At 67.9% G+C, this 21,495-nt stretch carries 22 protein-coding genes; 12 read left to right on the top strand and 10 right to left on the bottom strand.

The features are described 5' to 3' along the window. Positions 1-4: 4 nt before the first annotated feature. From LU699_RS08175 to LU699_RS08185, 3 genes are read right to left on the bottom strand one after another with little or no spacing between them, the layout of a single operon-like run. The gene (locus LU699_RS08175) at positions 5-1,405 is read right to left on the bottom strand and encodes a hypothetical protein (protein WP_232136443.1); all 1,401 of its coding nucleotides are present in this window, start codon (positions 1,403-1,405) and stop codon (positions 5-7) included. A 54-nt stretch (positions 1,406-1,459) separates the two neighbouring features. Next, positions 1,460-1,966 (bottom strand): nuclear transport factor 2 family protein, encoded by a 507-nt coding sequence (locus LU699_RS08180; RefSeq protein ID WP_232136444.1) that lies wholly within the window; start codon positions 1,964-1,966, stop codon positions 1,460-1,462. After that, positions 1,966-2,703, bottom strand: coding sequence for an SDR family oxidoreductase (locus LU699_RS08185; protein ID WP_232136446.1), 738 nt, complete (start codon positions 2,701-2,703; stop codon positions 1,966-1,968). The genes LU699_RS08180 and LU699_RS08185 overlap by 1 nt, the downstream gene beginning before the upstream one ends. Positions 2,704-2,812: 109 nt before the next feature. On the opposite strand from LU699_RS08185, the gene LU699_RS08190 reads away from it, so the two are divergent. Beyond that, entirely contained in the window at positions 2,813-3,709 is an 897-nt protein-coding gene (locus LU699_RS08190) for a LysR family transcriptional regulator (protein WP_232136447.1), read from the top strand. A 178-nt stretch (positions 3,710-3,887) separates the two neighbouring features. Here the strand turns inward: LU699_RS08190 and LU699_RS08195 are convergent, their stop codons facing one another. Both LU699_RS08195 and LU699_RS08200 read right to left on the bottom strand, forming a co-directional pair. Next, positions 3,888-4,361 (bottom strand): hypothetical protein, encoded by a 474-nt coding sequence (locus LU699_RS08195; RefSeq protein ID WP_232136448.1) that lies wholly within the window; start codon positions 4,359-4,361, stop codon positions 3,888-3,890. A gap of 91 nt (positions 4,362-4,452) precedes the next feature. Further along, a complete protein-coding gene (locus LU699_RS08200; protein WP_232136449.1) occupies positions 4,453-5,682 on the bottom strand; it encodes a glycosyltransferase in 1,230 nt (409 codons plus the stop codon). A gap of 80 nt (positions 5,683-5,762) precedes the next feature. On the opposite strand from LU699_RS08200, the gene LU699_RS08205 reads away from it, so the two are divergent. Then, positions 5,763-6,641, top strand: a complete 879-nt coding sequence (locus LU699_RS08205; RefSeq protein ID WP_232580547.1) for a DUF3800 domain-containing protein — start codon at positions 5,763-5,765, stop codon at positions 6,639-6,641. Between the two features lie 133 nt (positions 6,642-6,774). Here LU699_RS08205 and dbpA read toward each other — a convergent pair whose 3' ends face one another. The 3 genes from dbpA to LU699_RS08220 form a co-directional block, all read right to left on the bottom strand. After that, positions 6,775-8,157: an ATP-dependent RNA helicase DbpA gene (dbpA, locus tag LU699_RS08210; protein WP_232136452.1), complete on the bottom strand. Its 1,383-nt coding sequence runs from the start codon at positions 8,155-8,157 to the stop codon at positions 6,775-6,777. 318 nt (positions 8,158-8,475) lie between these two features. Then, positions 8,476-9,657 carry a glutathionylspermidine synthase family protein gene (locus LU699_RS08215; protein ID WP_232580548.1) on the bottom strand — a complete coding sequence of 394 codons (1,182 nt, stop codon included), beginning with the start codon at positions 9,655-9,657 and terminating at the stop codon, positions 8,476-8,478. 1 nt (position 9,658) lies between these two features. Then, positions 9,659-10,192 carry a DUF1190 domain-containing protein gene (locus tag LU699_RS08220; RefSeq protein ID WP_232136836.1) on the bottom strand — a complete coding sequence of 178 codons (534 nt, stop codon included), beginning with the start codon at positions 10,190-10,192 and terminating at the stop codon, positions 9,659-9,661. Positions 10,193-10,328: 136 nt separating this feature from the next. Here LU699_RS08220 and LU699_RS08225 point away from each other — a divergent pair, with 136 nt between their 5' ends. The 3 genes from LU699_RS08225 to folE all read left to right on the top strand — a co-directional run bounded on the left by LU699_RS08225 (position 10,329) and on the right by folE (position 12,916). Beyond that, complete coding sequence (locus LU699_RS08225; protein ID WP_232136455.1) at positions 10,329-11,732, top strand: serine hydrolase domain-containing protein; 1,404 nt, start codon at positions 10,329-10,331, stop codon at positions 11,730-11,732. A 131-nt stretch (positions 11,733-11,863) separates the two neighbouring features. Continuing rightward, positions 11,864-12,238 (top strand): hypothetical protein, encoded by a 375-nt coding sequence (locus LU699_RS08230; protein ID WP_232136457.1) that lies wholly within the window; start codon positions 11,864-11,866, stop codon positions 12,236-12,238. A gap of 66 nt (positions 12,239-12,304) precedes the next feature. Further along, positions 12,305-12,916 carry a GTP cyclohydrolase I FolE gene (gene folE, locus LU699_RS08235; protein ID WP_232136458.1) on the top strand — a complete coding sequence of 204 codons (612 nt, stop codon included), beginning with the start codon at positions 12,305-12,307 and terminating at the stop codon, positions 12,914-12,916. Positions 12,917-12,935: 19 nt separating this feature from the next. Here folE and LU699_RS08240 read toward each other — a convergent pair whose 3' ends face one another. Continuing rightward, positions 12,936-13,727: a sulfite exporter TauE/SafE family protein gene (locus tag LU699_RS08240; protein ID WP_232580549.1), complete on the bottom strand. Its 792-nt coding sequence runs from the start codon at positions 13,725-13,727 to the stop codon at positions 12,936-12,938. A 289-nt stretch (positions 13,728-14,016) separates the two neighbouring features. Here LU699_RS08240 and argS point away from each other — a divergent pair, with 289 nt between their 5' ends. The 6 genes from argS to LU699_RS08270 all read left to right on the top strand — a co-directional run bounded on the left by argS (position 14,017) and on the right by LU699_RS08270 (position 19,462). Next, positions 14,017-15,717 (top strand): arginine--tRNA ligase, encoded by a 1,701-nt coding sequence (argS, locus tag LU699_RS08245; RefSeq protein ID WP_232136460.1) that lies wholly within the window; start codon positions 14,017-14,019, stop codon positions 15,715-15,717. Next, positions 15,717-16,505, top strand: coding sequence for an SPOR domain-containing protein (locus tag LU699_RS08250; protein ID WP_232136461.1), 789 nt, complete (start codon positions 15,717-15,719; stop codon positions 16,503-16,505). The genes argS and LU699_RS08250 overlap by 1 nt, the downstream gene beginning before the upstream one ends. A 302-nt stretch (positions 16,506-16,807) precedes the next feature. After that, positions 16,808-17,179, top strand: a complete 372-nt coding sequence (locus tag LU699_RS08255) for a hypothetical protein (RefSeq protein WP_232136462.1) — start codon at positions 16,808-16,810, stop codon at positions 17,177-17,179. A 39-nt stretch (positions 17,180-17,218) separates the two neighbouring features. Next, on the top strand, positions 17,219-17,782 hold the full coding sequence (locus LU699_RS08260; protein ID WP_232136463.1) for a methyltransferase family protein: 564 nt from the start codon (positions 17,219-17,221) through the stop codon (positions 17,780-17,782). 57 nt (positions 17,783-17,839) lie between these two features. After that, positions 17,840-18,613 (top strand): UPF0149 family protein, encoded by a 774-nt coding sequence (locus tag LU699_RS08265; RefSeq protein ID WP_232136464.1) that lies wholly within the window; start codon positions 17,840-17,842, stop codon positions 18,611-18,613. Positions 18,614-18,709: 96 nt separating this feature from the next. Further along, positions 18,710-19,462: an SDR family NAD(P)-dependent oxidoreductase gene (locus tag LU699_RS08270; RefSeq protein ID WP_232136465.1), complete on the top strand. Its 753-nt coding sequence runs from the start codon at positions 18,710-18,712 to the stop codon at positions 19,460-19,462. Positions 19,463-19,867: 405 nt separating this feature from the next. On the opposite strand, the gene LU699_RS08275 is transcribed toward LU699_RS08270, so the two are convergent. After that, positions 19,868-20,824 carry an MBL fold metallo-hydrolase gene (locus tag LU699_RS08275; protein ID WP_232136467.1) on the bottom strand — a complete coding sequence of 319 codons (957 nt, stop codon included), beginning with the start codon at positions 20,822-20,824 and terminating at the stop codon, positions 19,868-19,870. A gap of 219 nt (positions 20,825-21,043) precedes the next feature. Between LU699_RS08275 and LU699_RS08280 the strand changes: the two genes are divergently transcribed. Next, complete coding sequence (locus tag LU699_RS08280) at positions 21,044-21,487, top strand: EF-hand domain-containing protein (protein WP_232148381.1); 444 nt, start codon at positions 21,044-21,046, stop codon at positions 21,485-21,487. Positions 21,488-21,495: the final 8 nt, after the last annotated feature.

Genomic DNA, 21,495 nt, shown 5'->3' on the forward strand with positions numbered 1-21,495 from the left:
CGACTCAATCCCGCTGCACGCGCTCGGCGATCTGCGGAATGAACCAGAACGGGATGCGGTACTCGCGACGGCGCTGCTTGCCGTCTTCTGCGCCCCCCGCGTTCCACGTCAGTGCAAGGTTGTGGCGGCCGGGCTGACGTTCGCCGAGCGGGATGTAGCCGACGAGACCACGCATGCCGAGATCGCGACGTTCGATGGGCACGAAGTCGTCGAGCGGAATCGCGACGCCGTCGATGCTGACGGTCCACATGGCGGCCATGCAGTCGATGGCGTTGCGGGTGGCGGCCGCGCCTTCTGCAGTGTTGCGGCCGTCGGTCAGCATCGGACACAGGCGGCGTGCGAGTGCGTTGTCGCGCTGTGGCTGGTGCGGAATGAACAACCGCAGATGCGTTTCGGCGATGCGGTCCGACGGGATCATCGGATAGCGCAGCAGGGCGTCGTGCTCGGCGCGCATGTTCTCGTAGTGGGCGCCGAGCATGCCGTGGTCGACGGCCTCTTCGGTGATGACCTCGTAGCCCTGCAGCAGCGAAAACTTCACCGAATTGATGACCTGCAGGCCGCCGATCACCATCGCGCCGCCGATGACGAATGCGTACACGAAGAGAAACGCGCGGCCGTTGAGATTGCTCTGCAGTGTGAGCTGCATCGGCCCGATCAGGCGCTGCGGCACCAGCACGCTGTAGAGGCGCAGCAGCCGCAGCAACAGGCGGCGCAGACCGTCGCTGGGACGTCCCGCCGCGTCGCGGCGCGCGATCATTTTCTCGCACACCACCATCGCCAGCGTGCCGGCGAGGAACAGCGCGTACAGCACCACGCCCACGATCAGCGCGACGCGGTCGGCCATGCCGAACAGGGCGCCGGCCAGACTGCCGAGCACCATCAACGCGATCGCGGTCACGCCGATGCCGGCGATGGTCACCGCCATCAGGATGCTCATCGCGAACAGGATCGATGCCATGCGGTCGGCGCGTTCGATGGCCTGTCCGATGTCGCCGATCAGCTCACGCTGGTAGCCGCGCGACACCGGGCCCATCGAAGTGAGCCGGTCCCAGCGCACGCCGTCAGGGAAGGTCGCCTTCAGACCGATCAGGCCGACCCAGTAACCGCGGATCGCGATGTGGGTCATGAACGCGGCCGCCAGTGCGTAGCTGACGCCGACGCCGACCGCGAAGCCGAACCAGATCGCGTACTGCGCCATGCCGTCGGCGTGGACGGTGTTGGACACCCACGCATCGAACAGCCGCCCCGGCACGGTGAACAGACCGAACACCAGCAGGCCGGAGATCAGCAGTTCGAGTTCGTCGCTGCGCTCGCGCAGACGCTCGAAGCTGATGCGGCCACCCGGCGTGGCCGGCATCGGCGTGCCGTCGACGGGCCGCGGTGCGGCGTCGGTCTCGTGTTGCATGCGCGGTCTCCCCAGATCCGGATGGCGAGTGTAGCCGCGCGGGGCGTCACGTGTTCAGGTGGGATCGAGCAATTGCGCAAGCGCCCAGGTGTCGAGGAAGGCGGTCACGCGCACGATGCGGCCGTCGGCGAGTTCCAGATGCCAGGCGTAGTGGTTGCGGTACGTGCTGCCGTCGCGCGCGGCAGCGGTGCCCTGCCACAGCACGACGACATGCGCGCCGTCGGCGACGATGCGCTCCACCTGCGGCACGATCGGCGTCGCAAGTCGGGCGGTGATCGGCGCGACTGCTTCGTCGAGGAACGTCTGCTTCGTGCGGTACGTGCCCGAGACCGGACTCTCGCCGGCGACGGTCCACACGACATCGTCGGCGAGCAGGTCGAACACGCTGCCCTGCCCGAGGCGCCAAGCCTCAAACGCGGCGCGGACCTGCGCGGCGTTGTCATGGGTCGTGACATGCGTCGTCGCATCGCCGGCGTGCGCGGACACCACCGGCACCGCGAGTCCCATCGCGATCGCGAGGCCGGCGAGCCGGCAGCAGCGCGGCAACGTACGGGCGGCCATCAGTACGGGCTCGCGACGGGACGCACGATCAGCTCGCTGACATCGACGTCGCCGGGCTGGGTCATCGCGAACGCGATCGCGCGGGCGATGGCCTCGGGCTCGATCGTGATGCGGCGGAAATCGCGCATGCCTTGGGCCGCGCCGGCGTGGATGATGGTGTCAGCGAGTTCCGAGGTCGTGGTGCCGGGGCTGACCACGGTCACGCGCAGCGTGGTGGTCTCCTGCCGCAGGCCTTCCGAGATCGCCCACACCGCGTACTTGGTGGCGCAGTACACGGCCGAGGTGGGAAAGACCTGGTGCGCGCCGATCGAGGCGACGTTGATGACGTGGCCGAAGCCCTGCTGTTCCATCGCCGGCAGCACTGCCGCGATGCCGTGCAGCACGCCGCGGATGTTGACGTCGATCATGCGGTCCCACTCGTCGCGCTTGCGCGCCGACAACGGCGACAGCGGCATCACGCCGGCGTTATTGATGAGGGCATCGATGCGGCCGTGCGCAGCGAGTGCGTGATCGGCGAAGGCCTGCATGTCGTCCGCCGACACCACATCCAGCGCGCGCGCTTCTGCGCGGCCGCCGGCGGCGGTGATGTCGGCAACCAGTGCGTCGAGACGATCGACGCGGCGTGCGCCGAGCACGACGGTGGCGCCACGGGCGGCGAGTTCACGCGCGGTCGCGGCACCGATGCCGCTGCTGGCGCCGGTGATCAGCACGATGCGATTGGCGAGTTCCTGCTGCATTGAAGAGCTCCTGCGTTGGGCGTCTGGGCCTGGTGCAGATACGGTAGGAGCGGTCCGCTGTCGCGATAATCCCCTCCGTGCTGGATGCTGTGGTTAGACTCGCTAACCAATGGATCTCGACCTCAACCTGCTGCGCGTGTTCGTCGCGGTCGCCGAAAGCGACAACTTCCGCGCCGCCGCCGATCGCCTGGGCGTCACCCGCTCGGCCGTCAGCCAGGGCATGCGCAAGCTGGAGGACCGGCTGGGCGTCGCGCTGGTGACGCGCTCCACCCGCAGCGTGCGGCTGACCGAGGCCGGGCACCGCCTGCATCAACAGATCGCGCAGCCGCTGGCGCGGATCGGCACTGCGCTGGACGACGCGCTCGACGATGGCCCACCGCGTGGCCTGCTGCGCGTCGCGGTGACCTCGATCGCCGAACGCTTTCTCGCCGGCCCGCTGGTCGCGCGCTTCGCGCAGGCCTACCCGCAGGTCGTGCTCGACGTGACCGTGACCGACGACGAATCGGACATCGTCGCCAAAGGCTTCGATGCCGGCGTGCGGCTGGGCGAGGTCATCGAGCAGGACATGATCGCGGTGCCACTGACCGGACCGGTGCGCCAGGTCGTTGTGGCGACGCCCGGCTATCTGGAAGCACACGGCACCCCGACGCATCCGCGCGATCTGGTCGCGCACCGCTGCATCGGCTGGCGGCCCGCACCGGGCGTGGCGCCGTATCGCTGGGAATTCGTGCAGGACGGCCAGGATTTCGATGTCGCCGTGCAGCCGCAGGTCACCACCAACGACATGCTGCTGATGGTGCGCACCGCACTGGCCGGCGGCGGCCTGACGATCGGCATCGAGGAGACGTTCGCACCGTGGATCGCACGCGGCGAACTGGTGACGCTGCTCGACGACTACCTGCCGCCGTTCCCCGGCTTTTTTCTGTACTACCCCGACCGCCGCAACCTGCCACCGAAACTGCGCGCGCTGATCGAGCACGTGCGCAGATTTCGCGAAGCGGGCTGAGCCGATCACATGGTGAACCCGGGCGATCCCGACATCTCTCCCTCCGGGAGAGATCGACGTGCAACGCGCGTCGAGTGAGGGCGCAGCACGTGAGCGCGCAGCAGACAGCCTCCGACTCCTCATTTCCAGACGCCAAGGGCTTTAGCTTTCCGTGTCGAACGAACGCGCTATTACTGCGTCAGGACCACATCCCGCCCAACTGGTTGATCGTGCCCAGCGCCAATCCCTGCGTCGGCGACGTCGGCGCTTCCGATACGCAGGCGCCCAGACCTTGCGACGCCTGCATGCCGTCGAGCGCACTGCGCGCGGACGCCGCGGCTTCGGTCGCTGCCTGCGCATAGCTCGCCGCGAAACCCGCCATCGCTTCGGTTGCCGGCGTCGGATTGTTCGCCGCGATGTCGGCCAATGCCGCAGCCGATTCGACGGCTTCAGCAGCCGCCGCTTCCGCACGGTTCGTCGAAGCTTCGGCGGTGCAGGTGTCGCCCGCAGCGGCGGCGGCCTTGCCGGTCTCGGCTGCGGACACGGCTTCGTTGGAAGCGCTGGCGGTGGCGTCCAGACCGTGCTCGGCGGCGGCTTCAGCCGCAGCGCCGCGCGCGTCGTTGGCGCCGTTCGAAGAGTCGGCGCCCGAGACGCCCGATGCGTTGTCGCTCATATGCTGCGGTCCATGTGCAATGGGGAAGTTCATTTTCTCCACAGCACTGGACGTCCGGACCTCGGGTCGACCCGAGGTACAGCGCGTGTGTTCAGCGATCGTGCGGCGTGCGGCTGCCGTCAGTTCTGCCGCCCACACGTCGCTCGATCCACGCCACCGCCGTCGCACAGCCGTCTTCAGACTGCATCGCGGCACCGAGTGAAGCTGCTCGCGCGCGGGTATCGGAACGCTCGGCGAATGCGATTGCGGCGCGCAGCCCGGACGCGGACGGAAGCCGGCCCGACAGCACGCGATCGGCGATGCCCAGCGCGCGCAGACGGCCCGCCCAGAACGGCTGGTCGCCGGCGAACGGAAGGATCACCGACGGAATCCCGGCGCGGCATGCGGAGTGCGTGGTGCCCGAGCCGCCGTGGTGGATCGCCAGCGCGCAGCGCGGCAGCAGCCAGTCGTGCGGGACGCTGCCGATGACGTGGATGTTCGCGGGAAGACCGGTGGTGTCGATGCCGCTCCAGCCGGGATTGAACAGCACGCGCCGATCGCCGACGGCCGCAAGCAGCGCGCCACGCACGCGCGGCGCATCGAAGCCGCTCATGCTGCCGAAGCCGGCATAGACCGGCGGCGGTCCGGACTCGATCCAGTCGAGAAGCCCTTCCGGCGGCGTCCAGTCTGTCGTCGGCGGCACCCACTGCCCGCAGGCGATCGCGTCGTCCGGCCAGTCGTCAATGTCCGGCAGCAGCGCCGGCGACACGCCATAGAGCACCGGGTGCGCGGTCCACAGCGCCGTGCGCGGCGGCACACCGATCGCCACACGGCCGCGATTCGTCGTCGCGCGGAACGTGCGCCAGACCATGTGGTTCACGAACGCGTGCGAGCTGCGGTTGAGCACGCGCGGCAGACGCAGCGGCGACAGCGGCGAGGTGAACGCAGCGGTCGGACTGATCGGAATCATCATCGCGCCGATCGCCGGCACGCCCAGCGCCTCGGCCACCGACAGGCCGACGAACGCGGTGAGGCCGGACACGATCACTGCATCGCAGCCCGCGCCGAGTGCCATCGCCTGCTGCATCCATTCGGGCGTTCGCGCCTCGACGATGCGGATCAGCGCGCGTTCGATCTGGCGCATCGCCCGCATTCGCGACAGCGTGCCGCGGATGTCGCCGGCCAATGCAGTCGCCGGCACGCCGAGCGCGCGGGCACTGTCAAGCGTGTCGGCATCGCCGAGCAGATGCACCGAATGCCCGGCGCGCATCAACGCGCAACCAAGCGCGGCGAGCGGTCGCGCGTCGCCCTCGGTGCCATAGGTGATGATCAGCAGGCGCATGCGCGATACTTTCTCTCGTAGACATCCTGGATTACGCTGGATCGCGCTCTCCGAGCTGCATCGTTACCCAGGAGCTGCATGTGGCCGGAACCAATGACGATCAACCTAAAGATGGGCAGCTTTCACTGCAACTTCCTGACCATGTAGAAGAAGCGGCTTCCACGCCGCGTTTGTCTGCTCAGGTACAGCAGTTTGGGAGTTACATCGTGTATGTGGACGAAAGTGGCGATCACGGGCTTGCTTCGGTGGACGCCCAGTATCCCGTCTTCGTGCTGTCGTTCTGCGTGTTTCACAAAGGGCATTACACGGAGAAGGTTGTCACGGCGATCGAACGCTTCAAGTTTCGGCACTTCGGTCATGACTCTATCGTTCTGCATGAGCACGAGATCAGAAAAGAAACCGGCGCTTTCAAATTCAATGATCGCGCTCACAAGCATGCGTTTCTCGACGAACTCACCGGCATTATCGAAGAGAGTCGTTTTATTCTGATCAGCTGTGTCATCGACAAACGCAGATTGCGTGAACGTCAACAGGCTGACAGCAATCCCTACCACCTCGCACTAGGCTTCTGTCTGGAGACTCTCCACGAATTGATGACGGAGAAAGGACAGCAGGATTTCCCGACACACGTCGTCGTGGAATGCAGAGGATCAAAAGAGGATCGCGATCTAGAACTCGAGTTCCGTCGCATCTGCGATGGCGAAAACCGATGGAGCCGTCGTCTCCCATTCCGGATCATCATGGCCGACAAGAAGACCAACTCGTCCGGCCTACAGCTCGCGGATCTTGTCGCCAGGCCGATCGGCCTCTCCACCCTACGCCCGGGCCAGGAGAATCGCGCCTTCGACGTGCTCAAACATAAATTCTTCTGCCGTGGAGGACGAAAACGCACGGGCAGCGACTATGAAGGCTGGGGACTTAAAATTTATCCGAGCCCAGAAAGCGAAAGGCCCCGGTGAACTCACCGAGGCCCAGCGCCGACCGGGAACCCCCAGTCCACTTGACTGGGGAGTCTAGAAGTCCGTCAGTCGTTCTTGCAAGCACAAATCCGACATTCCTCAGATTCTCATGATCTCGTGAGAAATATCGATATCAAAGCGGCTGCACGCGGAAGCGGCGGCCCTTGATCTTGCCGTCGCGCAGATGATTGACCGCCTGCTGCACCTTGCCGCGCGCGATGGCGACGTAGCTGCGCGTGGCGAAGACATCGATCTTGCCGATCGCGTCCTTGTGCAGGCCGGCCTCGCCGGTCAGCGCGCCGACGATGTCGCCTGGGCGCAGCTTGTCGGTGCGACCGGCATCGATGCGCAACGTGACCATCGGCGCGGCCGGCACATCGCTGCCCTTGCCACTGAGCGGCAACAGCTTTTCCCAGCGCAGCGGCGCGCCGAATTGTCCTTCGACGAGCGCGGTGCGCGGCAGTTCGCGCGGCGTGACCAGACTCAGCGCCAGCCCAGAACGACCTGCGCGACCGGTGCGGCCGATGCGGTGCACATAAGTGTCGGCGTCATGCGGCAGCTCGTAGTTCACCACCGCGCCGATGTCCTCGACATCGAGCCCGCGCGCGGCGACATCGCTGGCCACCAGCACATTGCAGCTGCGGTTCGCGAATCGCACCAGCACCTCGTCGCGGTCGCGCTGTTCCATGTCGCCGTGCAGGGCGAGTGCATCGAAGCCGTAGTGCGCGAGCGAGCCGGCGACCTCGTTGACGTCGGCGCGGGTGTTGCAGAACACCACCGCCGATTCCGGGCGATGGCGCAGCAGCAGCGCGGCCAGCTGCGGTGCGCGGCGCGACGGTTCGACCTCGTGGAAGATCTGCTCGATCTTCGGCGCCGGCGCGTCACCTTCGACGCCGATCTGCACCGGCTCGCGCAGCATCGCGGTGCCGAGATCGCGGATGCCGTCCGGGAACGTGGCCGAGAACAGCAGGCCCTGCCGCGTCGGCGGCACGCGCTTGACGATGTCGCGGATCGACTCTTCGAAGCCCATGTCGAGCATGCGGTCGGCTTCGTCGAGCACCAGCGTGCGCACGTGACGCAGGTGCAGCGCCTTCTTCTTCGCCAGTTCCTGGATGCGCCCCGGCGTACCGACGACGACATGCGGCGGATGCGTCAGCGAGGCCAGCTGCGGGCCGAGCGGAATGCCGCCGCACAGCAGCGAGAGCTTCAGGTTCGGAATGCCGAGCGCGAGCTTGCGCAGTTGCTTGCCGACCTGGTCTGCGAGTTCGCGTGTCGGGCACAGCACCAGCGCCTGGGTCTCGATCAGGCCGGTGTCGATCTTCTGCAGCAGGCCGAGCCCGAACGCCGCGGTCTTGCCGCTGCCGGTCGGCGCCTGCGCGATGACATCGCGGCCTTCGAGGATCGGCGGCAGCGATTCGGCCTGGATCGGGGTCATCGACGTGTAGCCGAGGGCATCGACGCCCTGCAACAGGGCGGGCGCGAGCGCGAGTGCGGAGAACGGGAGAGGCGTGGTCATGCGTACATGATCGCAGGAGTGGGGGTGGGAGCGGCGGAACGGGCTTGTGAACGAGCGGGTAGCGACGCTTCTCCCCCTCGTGCATCCGCCTCGCGTCATGCTTCAGCGCGCGGCCACTGAGCACCTCTCCCTCCGGGAGAGGTCGGCGCGCGAAGCGCGTCGGGTGAGGGTTGGGGCACTAAACGGAAGTGTTGAAAAGCACCCTCATCCGCCCTTCGGGCACCTTCCCCCAGAGGGGGAAGGGTCAAAGCGCATTTCCTTGACCTCGAAGGTCGGCTTGAGGCGACACGCAGCGCAAACGAGTGTTTCTATCCCGCCTCAGGCGTAGAACGTCGCCGGTGCATCCGCCTCGACGATCGCGTGCGGCACGAAGCGTGCACTGTCGCGGGTGATCGGCGAATCGTCTTCGCGGATGCCGATGCCGCACGCGTGATCGCCGACGATCCAGCTGCCGACCATCGGGTAGTGTCCATCGAACGCCGGCAGCGGATGCGCGGCTTGGCGGATGCTCGGGCCGGCGTAAGGACCATCGCTGTGCAGGCGCTGGCCGTCGGCGAGATGCAGTTCGATGTTCGCGCCTTCGCGCGAGTGCAGCGGTTTGCGTACCCAGCCGGCGGGCAGGTCGCCGCCGGTGTCGAACTCGGCCGCGAGCAGATTCGGATGCCCGCGATGCCGCTCCCACAGCAACGGCAGCAGACCTTTGTTGCTCAGCACGGCCTTCCACGGCGGTTCGATCAGACGCAGGCCGGATTTGGGCAGCGCGCGGCCGAAGTCGTCGTTGAACAGGTCTTCGAGCGGATACAGCTTGAACAGCGAACCGATCACCGTGTTGTCGAGATCGGTGTAGCGGCCGTCTTCGGACAGGCCAATGTCTTCGAGCGCGATCGCCGCGCCGTGCAGGCCGGCCTGCGATGCGCAGTCGCGCAGGTAGGCGATCGTGCCCTGGTCTTCTTCGGATTCGCGCACGGCGGCGAACAGCAGCGGCGGCGGCAGGCTTGAGGCGAGTTCGGCGAAGCGGTCGACCAACGCCTCGTGGATCGAATTGAACTGGTCGGCGTCGCGCGGCAGGCGGCCGCTGGCGCGCTGGTCCTCGAGCCACTGCCACTGGAAGAACGCGGCCTCGAACAGCGAGGTCGGCGTGTCGTAATTGAGTTCGTAGAGCTTGGCCGGCCCATTCCCGTCGTAGGCGAAATCCAGGCGGCCGTAGAGATGCGGTTCGCGCTTGCGCCAGCTCTCGGCGATCCAGTCGCGGAAAGCCTCCGGAATCGCGAGGCGCTGCATCAGCGCATCGCTCTCGACGATCTCGTCGACCAGGCCCATCGCCATCTGGTGGACTTCGACGCTGGGGTCTTCGAGGTCGTGCTCGATCTGCGCCATCGAGAACGCATAGTACGCGCGCTCATCCCAGTAGCGGGCGCCGTCGATGGTGTGGAACCGGAAGCCGCACTCGGCGGCCTGCGCCTGCCAGTCGCCGCGTTCGACAATTCCGATGCGCCGCACCTCAGCCGCCGGTGCTGCGACCGTTGGCCGAGCGACCGAAGCCGCCGCGATTCGCGGTGACCGCACGGTCCGGCGTCGCCGACACCGGCGCCATGCCGGCGCGGCCGGCGCCCGGCGCGCCGTTCGGGCGCAGCCAGCCCTGGCGGTTGTCGCGGAACGCGGGCGAGGCCTGCGGCGTCTGCTGGGCGAGACCGGCGCGGTTGCCGCCCATCATCTGCGACAGGAAGAAGCCCGCCATCAGCGGACCGATGAAGGAATGACCGGTCGAGGTCTTCTGCTCGACGCATTCCTCGGCCGGGAACTCGGCTTCGCACGCGGCGCGGCTGCTGTACTGCGGCGCGGTGTCGGCAGACTGCAGCTTGGCCTGCTCGAACGCGATGCGGCAGGTGGCCGTGTCGCCGACCGCCTGCGCGCAGGTTTCGACCGAGGTGTAGAGGCCGTCCTGCACTTCCACGGGCGCGGTGCGCTGGCAGGCCGTGAACAACAATGGCGCGGTGCCCATCAACAGCAGGGCCGTCGTCTTCGAACGCTTGATGCGTCGCGTGCCAGTGGCGTCCGTCATGTCCTGCTCCGTGTGTTGCGTGTGTCCGGCCGGACATGATGCCCGTCGCAGGTCGCGCGGCAAAGCGCGACGCCTACACTGGCGTTCAGTCCCGTTGCCCGGAATGCCGATGCGTCTCGCCCTGTTGCTGCCGCTGCTGCTCATCACCACGTCCGCCGCCGCGCAGACGACGGCCGAACGCGAACGCGCGACCCACGCACGCGCGATCGCCGCCGGCTACAAGGCGCTGACGCTGTGCAGCGTGCAGTTCAATGCCGGGCGCACGCCGGCACAGGCGCAGGCGCTGGAGTTCGTCGGCATCTATCCCGATTACCAGGCTGACGTGCTGGCGCTGGACGCGGAGGTCGATGCCGACGCGCACACGGTGTCCGTCGCGTTCGACGACGCGCTGCCGCCGCGCATCGCCGCGTGGCGTCCGAATCTCGGCTGCGCGCAGCTGCCGATCGGCGCGGGTGTCGATGCGATCGCCACGTTGCCGCGCTTCGATACCGCGACACCGGATCTCGATGATCGGCCCTGGCCGCTCGGCGAACGCGACGCGACCGCAACGCCACGCGGCGACGCAGCCGCGCTCGAAGCTGCAGTTGCCGCCGCGTTCGACACGCCGAATTACGGCGAAGGCCATGCGACCACCGGCGTGCTGGTGCTGCAGGACGGGCGCATCGTCGCCGAGCGCTATCGCGACGGTTTCGGCCCACACACCGCGCAGCGCACCTGGTCGGTGGCCAAGAGTCTGGCCGGCGCGCTGATCGGGGTGGCGCAGGCGGCCGGCGAGCTCGATCCGTCGAAGCCAGCGCCGGTGCCCGAATGGCAGGCGAACGGCGATCCGCGCGCCGCGATCACCGTCGACCAGCTGCTGCGCATGTCCAGCGGCCTGCACAGCGACACCGCCGGCAACCGCACCGACGCGCTGTATTTCGGCGGCGTCACCGTGGCTGAGTCCGCGACCGGCTGGCCGCTGGCGCACCCGCCGGGCGCGCAGTTCCGCTACGCCAACAACGACAGCGTGCTGGCCGTGCACGCGCTGCGTGCGGCGACCGGTGACGAGGCACGCGCGCTGTCGCGACCGTTCACCGACCTGTTCTGGCCGCTGGGCATGACCCGCACCGTGGCCGAGACCGACTGGCGCGGCGGCTTCGTGCTGTCGAGCCAGGTCTGGTCGACCGCGCGCGACCTCGCCCGCTTCGGCCTGCTGCTGCAGCAGGACGGCGTGTTCGACGGCCGGCGCCTGCTGCCCGAAGGCTGGGTGCGCGCGGCGACCACACCGTCCGGCCCCCAGCCCGAGGGCGATCTCGGCTACGGCGCGACCCTGTGGCTGATGCAGCGCGCGCCTGGCGTGCCGGCCGATACCTTTGCCGCGATGGGCAACCGCGGGCAGTACGTGATCGTGGTGCCGTCGCGCGGCGTGGTGCTGGTGCGGCGGGGCGAGGACCCGACCGGCAAGCGCTTCGATCCGGCGACATTCACGGCGGCGGTGCTGGCCAGTCTCGATGCGGAAACGCCGCCGCGCTGAATCGCAGCTGGCGCGAACGGGCCACAACACGGGTGTTTCACCGGTATCAGACAGAAGCGGGTCTAGCGTCGCCCCCAGCAGCACGTCCTCCCATACGCCTTATCGGCGCTGGCGTGCTCGCGGGACCCGCCATGACCAATGACCTCAACAACAGCGCCAATTCTCCAGACCAACGCACGCCGGCCGATGCGGCCGCCGAGGGCCAGGACGCGCTCGAGGCCCAGTTCAAGGCCAGCCTGCCCCAGGCGCCGTATTACTCGGCCGGCCGGCACTGGAACGATTACGCCCCGGCCTACCGGTTTGGTCGCGACAGCCGCCAGCGCCACGCCGGCAGCCGCTTCGATGAAGTGGAGCGTCAGCTCGAGAAGGAATGGAAGGGCGCACGCGACACCTCGCGTCTGGGCTGGATCGAGGCGCGCGGCGCAGTCGAGGACGCCTGGTCGATGTCGCCCGACGGCAGCGATGTCGATGTAGGTCTGGATTCGCCCGGCCCCAAGGTCGGCTGACCCGTCCGTCGCCGATACGGTGAATGCGACGCGGTACCATGGCGCTCTTTGCCGCGGTGCCCGCCCATGACCCGTTCTTCTGATTCCGACGCCCGCCACGGCGTCAGCCGCGACGACGCCGAATCGGCGGTCCGTACCCTGCTGCGCTGGGCCGGCGAGGATCCGGCGCGCGAAGGCCTGCTCGACACCCCGCGCCGTGTCGCCGATGCCTACACCGAGTGGTTCAGCGGCTACGCGACCGATGCCGATGCCTACTTGGCGCGGACGTTCGAGGAAGTTGCCGGCTACGACGAGATGATCGTGCTGCGCGACATCGAGTACGAAAGCCATTGCGAACACCACATGGCGCCGATCATCGGCAAGGTCCACGTGGGCTATCTGCCGGCCGGCAAGGTCGTGGGCATCAGCAAGCTGGCGCGCGTGGTGGAGGCGTATGCCAAGCGCTTCCAGGTGCAGGAGAAGATGACGGCGCAGATCGCCGGCTGCATCCAGCGCACGCTGGCGCCGCTGGGCGTCGGCGTGGTGGTCGAAGGCGCGCACGAGTGCATGACCACCCGCGGCGTGCACAAGCGCGGCGTGAGCATGATCACCTCGACGATGCTCGGCAGCTTCCGCGAGGACGCGCGCACCCGCGCCGAGTTCCTGCGCTTCATCGAAGTCGGCGGCAGCCGCCGCTGAGGTGGGTGTCCGCTGGCGCTCAGGCGCCAGCGAAGGTGTCCCAGCCCATCTTGGCGATGAGTACGACCACCAGGGTCACGAACAGTTTGCGGATCACCGGCGTGCCACCACGCAGCGCGAGCCGGGTGCCGGCGAATGCGCCGGCCACGTTCGCCACCGCCATCGGCACGGCGAACGCCAGCAACACGTGGCCCGAGGGCACGAAGAACGACAGCGCGGCCAGATTGGTCGCGATGTTGACGATCTTCGACGCCGCGGTGGCGCGCAGGAAGTCGAGTCCGAAGAAACGGATGAACAGAAAGATCAGGAAGCTGCCGGTGCCGGGGCCGAACAGGCCGTCGTAGAACCCGATCGCCGCGCCCATCAGCAACGCCAGCCCGAGTTCGCGACGGCCGACATCGCGCGGCCGGTGCAGCGCGCCGAAATCCTTCTTGACCAGGGTGTAGGCCAGCATCGCGACCAGCAGCGCGAGGATCAATGGCCGCACGGCGTCGCGCGGCAGCAGCGTCACCGCGGTGGCGCCGAGGAACGAGAACACGAACGCGGTCGCCGCGGCGAACAACACCGGCGCCCACGGAAAGCGCACGTTGCGCGCGTAGCGCCAACCGGCGGCAGCGGTGCCGAAGAACGAACTGAACTTGTTGGTGCCCAGCAGCGCCGCGGGCGTGTGCTGCGGCAGCGCGGTGAACAACCCCGGCAACTGCACCAGACCGCCGCCGCCGACCGCGGCATCGACCAGCCCCGCCATGAAGGCGACGCAGACCAGCCAGATCAGTTCGGGAAACAGCGCGTCCACGCGAGCGGCCGACATCGGGGGGCGCAAAGCATACGGCGTGAGCGGCGATTGCGGCTGCCCTGAAGTCCTCCCCCGTGTTACGGGGGAGGGTTGGGTGGGGGCGAACCGTCAGCGGTGGGAACGACGGGGTTCGTGCGACGGCTTTCGTCGCGCTGGATCAGCTTGAAGCAATCGGAGCGTTGGCCCCCTCCCAACCCTCCCCCGCGTTGCAGGGGAGGGCTTCGCACGTTCGTCCATCACGGAACCCGGGGCGCCATCAGCCCTCGCGTACAATGGCGGGCCGTTTGTCCGCGATCGAATTTCCGTGAAATCCCAGCTCCGCGCCCTGATCGAGCCGCTCGTCGAGCAGGCCGTCGCCGCTCTGCGCACGGCCGGCACATTGCCTGCCGACTTCGCCACGCCCGACTTCACCGTCGAACGTCCGAAGGACCGCAGCCATGGCGACGCGTCGACGAACGCGGCGATGCTGCTGGCCAAGCCGGCGAAGTCGAATCCGCGCGCGATCGCGCAGGCGCTGGTCGATGCGCTGCCGGTCAACGATGCGATCGCTTCGGTCGAAATCGCGGGCCCGGGCTTCCTCAATTTCCGCCTGACCGCGAATGCGTGGCGCGACCAGCTGGTCGCCGTGCACACGCAGGGCGATGCCTTCGGCCGCAACGACAGCGGCGCCTCGCAGACCGCGGGCGTGGAATACGTGTCGGCGAATCCGACCGGCCCGTTGCATGTCGGCCACGGCCGCGCGGCGGTGATCGGCGACTGCATCGCGCGTGTGCTCGATGCCAACGGTTGGAACGTCAAGCGCGAGTTCTATTACAACGACGCCGGCGTGCAGATCGAGAATCTCGCCCGCTCGACCCGCGCGCGCGCCAAGGGCTTCAAGCCCGGCGATGCGCAGTGGCCGGCCGACGCTTACAACGGCGATTACATCGGTGATGTCGCGCGTGCGTATCTCGATGGCGCGACCGTCGAAGTCGACGGCGTGACTGTTGCAGGCGCCGATGACGCCGACGATGTCGACGCGATCCGTCGTTTCGCCGTGGCGTGGCTGCGCCGCGAGCAGAACGAGGACCTCGCCGCGTTCGGTGTCGGCTTCGACGTGTATTTCCTCGAGTCGTCGCTGTATGCGGACGGCAAGGTGGAAGAAACCGTGCGCGAGCTCGTCGCTCACGGCCACACCTACGAGGAAGGCGGCGCGCTGTGGCTGCGCAGCACCGACTACGGCGACGACAAGGACCGCGTGATGCGCAAGTCCGACGGCACCTACACCTACTTCGTGCCGGACGTGGCCTATCACCTGTCGAAGTGGCAGCGCGGCTACACGCGTGCGATCACCGAACTCGGCGCCGACCACCACGGCTCGCTGGCGCGTGTGCGCGCCGGTTTGCAGGCACTGGATGCTGGCATTCCGCAGGGCTGGCCGGAGTACGTGCTGCACCAGATGGTCACGGTGATGCGTGGCGGCGAGGAAGTGAAGCTCAGCAAGCGCGCCGGCAGCTACCTGACGCTGCGCGATCTGATCGACGAGGCCGGCCGCGATGCGACGCGCTGGTTCCTGGTCGCGCGCAAGCCCGACTCGCAGCTGGTGTTCGACATCGACCTGGCGCGCAGCCAGTCGCTCGACAACCCGGTGTACTACGTGCAGCTCTCGCACGCGCGCATCTGCGGCCTGCTGCGCAAGCTCGGCGACGCGGGTCTCGCGTTCGATCTGCAGAACGGCCTGGCGCAGTTGCCGGACATGACGGACGTCGCGCTGCGCGACGTGCTGATCGACCTGTCTCGCTGGCCGGAAATCGTCGCCGCCGCGGGCGCGCAGCTTGAACCCCACCTGATCGCGACCTACCTGCTGGAGCTGGCACAGGGCTTCCAGACGTACTACAACGATCACCAGTTCCTGGTCGATGACGCCGACGTGCGCGATGCACGTCTGGCGCTGGCCACTGCAGTGCGACAGGTACTGCGCAACGGCCTCACGCTGCTCGGCGTGCAGGCCCCGGAGGCGATGTAATGGCGGCACGACGCGGCAAGACCCAAGCCCGACGCAACGGCGGCAGCTCCGGCGGACTGCCGGGCTGGGCGTGGATGATCATCGGTGTGGTGCTCGCGCTGGGCATCGTGCTGGCGGTACCGCGCCTGCTCAAACCCGATTCGCAGGACGGCTTCTTCCGGCCGAGCCCGAATCCCGATGCGCAGCCGGCCGTCAGCACTACCGATGCCGACGCAGAACCCGAACTGCCGACCCCGGCGGGTCAGCGACCGCGTGCCGCAGCCGGCCAGCAGGGCGCGTCGACCGACTACGATTTCTACACGATGCTGCCCGAGCAGGAGGTCCCGATGACGGACGCCGAACTTGCCGCCAGCACGCGTGCCGAAGCCGAGCGTCAGCGTCGCGCCGAAGCGCAGCAGCAGACTCTGCAGGCCCAGCATCCCGACGCCGCCGACATGGCCGGTGGCACGACGACGACCGGTCCGCAGCCGCTGCCGGAACAGCGCCCGACACCCGCGCAGCCGGCGACCACCGCGCCGGCCACCGCAGCCAGCGCCGCGCCTGCCGCGGCTGGCGATGCCCGCTACATCCTGCAGGCCGGCTCGTTCAGCGCGTCCGGCGACGCCGAAGCCCTCAAGGCCCGCATCGCCCTGCTCGGCCTGACCGCACGCGTGGAATCGGGCGAAGCCGCCGGCCGCACCGTCTATCGCGTCCGCATGGGGCCTTACGGCACTGCGACCGATCTGGCGGAGGCCAAGCAGAAGCTCGGCAACGGCGGCCTGCCGGCGCTGGCGATCAAGGCGCAGTAAGACTCCGCCGTTGGCGAGTGATTGAACACCTCTCCCTCCGGGAGAGGTCGACGCGCAGCGCGCGTCGGGTGAGGGCAGAGCTCCCGTGCTTGCGTTCTACACCCGGCGGCTGTTTTGCCCTCACCCCAACCCCTCTCCCAGAGGGAGAGGGGCTCAAAAGCGCTAATCGCGTTCTAAGGCTGAGCCCCCTTCGAATCAGCCGCCGCCTCCCCACCTCCCCATTCCGTGCCCCCCGTCCCATCCGGATCGCAGCCCACGCGATCCGCCTGCGGACAATGGAGGCTCAAGGGAGGAAGGGCGCCATGACCATCGAAGCGGCACTGATCAAACCCGTCGTCGACGTGCTGCTGGCGCTGTTCCAGCAGGGCAGCGATCTGAAGCTGAAGCACAACGCGCAGGCGTCGGTGCGCGAGGCGATCCGCGAGTTGTTGCAGGCCAATCCGGACGAGAACCGGGCGGCGGCACGCATCGCGATCGCGCGCGCGGCCGGCATCCTGTCCGAGGATGTGGTGCTGGCCGAGGACATGCTGCAGAAACATCGCGCGACGAAGGCACGCACACGCGGCAAGTCGACGACCGGCAGGCGGCGCGTGCCGAGCGAACCGGTCGACACCGAAACGCCGCCACGCAAAGCGCCGGCGAAACCCGGGCCCGGCACTCCGACATCACACTGAGTCTGCAAGGCTCGACGCTCCCGTCTCCCGAGCATGGCCATGGCCGGTGTCCTCGTGTTCGCGGCATTGAGTCTGTTGTGGTGCTGCAGCGAACTGTGGATCGGGCTGCGCCACCGCGCGTCCGATCGCAGTCGCGATGCCGGCACGCTGGCGCGTCTGGTGCTCGTGATCGGCGGCTGCGTGACCGTCGCGCTGGTCGTGTCGATCTGGCCACCGGGGCGCTTGCCACCCGCGTGGCAACCGGCGCTGCTGTGGAGCGGCTGCACGTTGATGCTCGCCGGCATGCTGTTCCGCTGGTGGGCGATCCGCGTGCTCGCCGAACATTTCACCGTCGATGTCGCCATCGCCGCCGATCACAAACTGATCCGCAGCGGTCCGTACCGGACGCTGCGCCATCCCTCGTACACGGGTCTACTGATCACCTTCTCGGGATTTCTGTGCGTGCTCGGCAGCTGGCTGGCGCCGCTGGTCGTTGCCGCGCCGTTGTGGTTCGCGCTGCGCGGGCGCATCCGCATCGAGGAAGCCGCGCTGTCGGCGGCGTTCCCGGTCGACTATCCCGAATACGCACGCACGACGCGTCGGCTGCTGCCCGGCATCTGGTGAGCCGGCGCGGCGACGTCACCGGGTAAGCTGTACCACCCCGCACGTTGCCGACTTCGCATGACCACCCAGCCCACGACCGCCCTCAGCGACACCGAACTCGACCGGCTGGATGTGCTGCTCGACCGCTGCACCGATCCCGAAACCGGCCTCGGCAATCTGGAAATGCTCGACGGTTTCCTGTCCGCGCTCGCGGTCGGTCCGGTCGACGTCGAACTGCCGACCGTGTTCCCGGCGATCTGGGGCACGGGCGAGGTGCCGCGCCGCGACGAACGTCAGACCCGCGAAGCCGAGGCGCTGATCACGCGACTGGCCGCCGAAGTCGAACAGCGCATCCGCCACGATCCCTCGGAAGAGAACGATCGCGAATCGCTGATGCCGCTGCTGGGCCTGCCGCCGGAATCCGAGGGCGACGAAGACAAGGCCGACGGCGCCGATGCGCTCGATGGAATTCCCGAGGACTTCCCGTTCGCCGCGGCCTGGGCCGCCGGTTTCCTGCGCGGCGCCGCGCAGTTCGAAGACGCGTGGGCGAAGTGGATGGAAGACCACGAGGCGATCGACAACGATCTGGGCGTGATCACGCGTCTGGCGATCGTCGATCCTTCCCAGCTCGCGGACGCGGAAATGACGGCCGAGGAGATGCTCACCCTCGACGAGCGTTTCGACCTGACCTACGACCTGCCGGACATGCTTTACGACATGTACCTGCAGCGTCTGCACGACCGCCGCCCGGCGCCGGCCAAGCGCGCCGACGTGCCCGGCCGCAACGATCCCTGCAGCTGCGGCAGCGGCAAGAAGTACAAGAAGTGCTGCGCGGACCAGGCGTCCGAGTAAGCCGCAGTCCGGCGCTGACGACACGCGTCCGCGTTGCCTGATGCCGCATCGATCGCGCGCCGCACGCCGGCGCGCCGCGTTCCAAGGAGACCCGTCATGACCCGCACCATTCTCATCACCGGCGGCACCTCCGGTTTCGGCGCAGCAACCGTCGCACGTTTTCTCGCCGGCGGCTGGCGCGTGGTCGCTACGGGTCGTCGCGCCGAGCGGTTGCAGGCGCTGGTCTATGCGCACGGCAGCGAGCGCCTGCACACCGCCGCGTTCGACATCCGCGATGAAGCCGCGATGCATGCCGCGCTCGATGCGCTGCCGGCGGACTTCCGCGACATCGACGCACTGGTCAACAACGCCGGTCTCGCGCTCGGCACCGCGCCCGCGCAGCGCGCCGACCTCGCGCAGTGGCGGCAGATGATCGACACCAACGTCACCGCACTGGTCACGCTGACGCACGCCTTGCTGCCGACGCTGATCGAACGCCGCGGCGCGATCCTCAACGTCAGCTCGATCGCCGGCAGCTATCCGTATCCCGGCGGCAACGCCTACGGCGGCACGAAGGCCTTCGTCACCCAGTTCTCGCTGGGACTGCGCAGCGATCTGCACGGCACCGGCGTGCGCGTGACCTCGATCGAGCCGGGCCTGGCCGAAACCGAGTTCACCCTCGTGCGCACCAGCGGCGACCAGTCGGCATCCGACACGCTGTACACCGGCGCGCAACCGATCGTTGCCGACGACATCGCCGAGACATTGTGGTGGGTCGCGAACCTGCCGCCGCACCTCAACATCAACCGGCTCGAAGTGATGCCGGTGAGCCAGTCGTTCGCGGGCTTCCAGATCCATCGCGAGGCCTGAGCTTCAAAATCATCGTCATCCCGGCGGCTTTCAACAGACGAATGTCTGGTCGGACCGGAAGCGCTCTACAACAACGCGGAGCGCTGGTCATCCAGTGCCTTCAGACCTTAATCGTGAAGGTCGAGATGATCCATCGCGGCGCACGATCGCTCTCTCAAGCCCTCCCCCGCGTGCGGGGGAGGGTTGGGTGGGGGCAATCGGTCACGGCGTCGCGTAGCGAAAACCACGCGTTCGATCGGTATGGGGGATCCAGGTATTTCCGCCAACTGGCTGTTCGCCCCCGCCCCAGCCCTCCCCCGCGCGCGGGGGGAGGGAGAACGACTGGCGCATCCAGGCATTGGCTGAGACACGCGCGAATCAGAGGCACAGGGGCGAGTGAGCAGGAACCCTGCGGGCAGCGCACGCCTATTGCAGCGGCGCCCAGACGAAGCTGCCCTCGCGGCGCACGATCCGGCCCAGTCCCGGATACGGAAAATGCGGCGAGGCCACGGTGACGTCGCTGTCGGCCGCGCGCGCCAGCAGAGCTTCGCGGCTGGCCTCGGCGGCCGGCGCATCGCCATCGAACGCGATCGTCCACTGCGGGCGCTGCACCGACACGGCGAAGTGATGCGCACCGTCGCCGATGTAGAGCAGGCGCGCGTCGCCGTCGACGATCTCGTAGGCGCTGTGGCCCGTCGTATGGCCTTCGACCGCGACTGCGGTGACGCCCGGCACGACTTCGGCGCCAGGTGCGAACGCGTCGACGCGCGGTGCGATGGCTGCGGCCAGCGCGGCATTCGACGCGTCGGCCTGCAACGCCTGCCATTCCGGCGCCGAAAGATGCACGGTCGCATTCGCGAATACAGCCTGGCCGGCGTCATCGACGAGCCCGCCGACGTGGTCGGGATGCGCGTGGCTGATGAAGATGTCGGTGATCTGTGCAGGCTCGACACCCGCGGCGCGCAACGACACCGGCAGACGGCCCGCATCGGCGAAGTCGGCATCGCCGGCACCGGTGTCGAACAGCAGCACGCGATCGCCGCTGCGCACCAGCAACGCCTGCACGCTCAGATGCACGGTGTCGGTGGGTTCGCCGGCCTTCGTCAGCAGCGCATCGACTTCGGCCTTCGGCGCGCCGATGCCGAGCGTCTTGCCGTCATTGGGAAACCGGATGTCGCCATCGCGCAGCACGGCTGCATCGAGCGTGCCGATCTTGAAACGATGCACGTCGGCGCTGTCGGCGGCGGGCGCGGCGTCGGCGGTCGTCATCGGCGGCGGCGGCGCATCGACAGTGGCCGGCGGCGGCGCTGGCTCGGAGCAGGCGGCGAGCACGGCGGCGAGGGCAATGGCGAGCAGCGCGCGGGCAGGACGGACAGAACGCATGGGCAGAACTCCGGAAAAGGGACGCGGCCGTTTTGGGCCGGACACGATGCCCGGCAAGCATAATCCCGGGGCAGGTTTCGATTGGTTGCACCGGCGGCCTGATGCATTCCGTGATCATTGCCGCGATGCCAGCGAAAGAAAATCCGACGCAATGGCACGCCGCTGCTGGACGCACGTGTTGCTATCGTTGTCGCAACACCATGCAAGGAAGCAGGACACATGAAAGGACACATCGCCGCATTGCTCGCGATATCGCTGCTCAACCTGTCTCCAGCACACGCGGACCCGCGCGCCGCCGCGCACGTTGAGAACATGTTCCGTGTCGTGGATACGAATCGCGACGGCATCATCACGATTGCCGAGAGTGATGTCGCGATCGAAACTGAATTCCGGAAGTTCGACCTCGACGGCGATGGCATCTGGAGCTACGCCGAAGTGAGCAAGCAACAACTTGACGCAGGCGCCTCGCAACTGCCGCCAGACGTGCAGGCGAAAGTCATTGCGGGCGCCTACGCCAACTACGATATGGACGGCGACCGACGTATCACGCTCGCGAACTACCGGCAGGTCCAGACCGCAATTCTGCTGCAGGCCGACTTCGACAAGGATGGCCAGGTGACACTTCAGGAGGCGCGCCAGCTGCATGGCGTGGACGCGCCCTGACCGCCCGG

Source organism: Luteimonas fraxinea, from assembly GCF_021233355.1.
Lineage (GTDB): Bacteria > Pseudomonadota > Gammaproteobacteria > Xanthomonadales > Xanthomonadaceae > Luteimonas > Luteimonas fraxinea.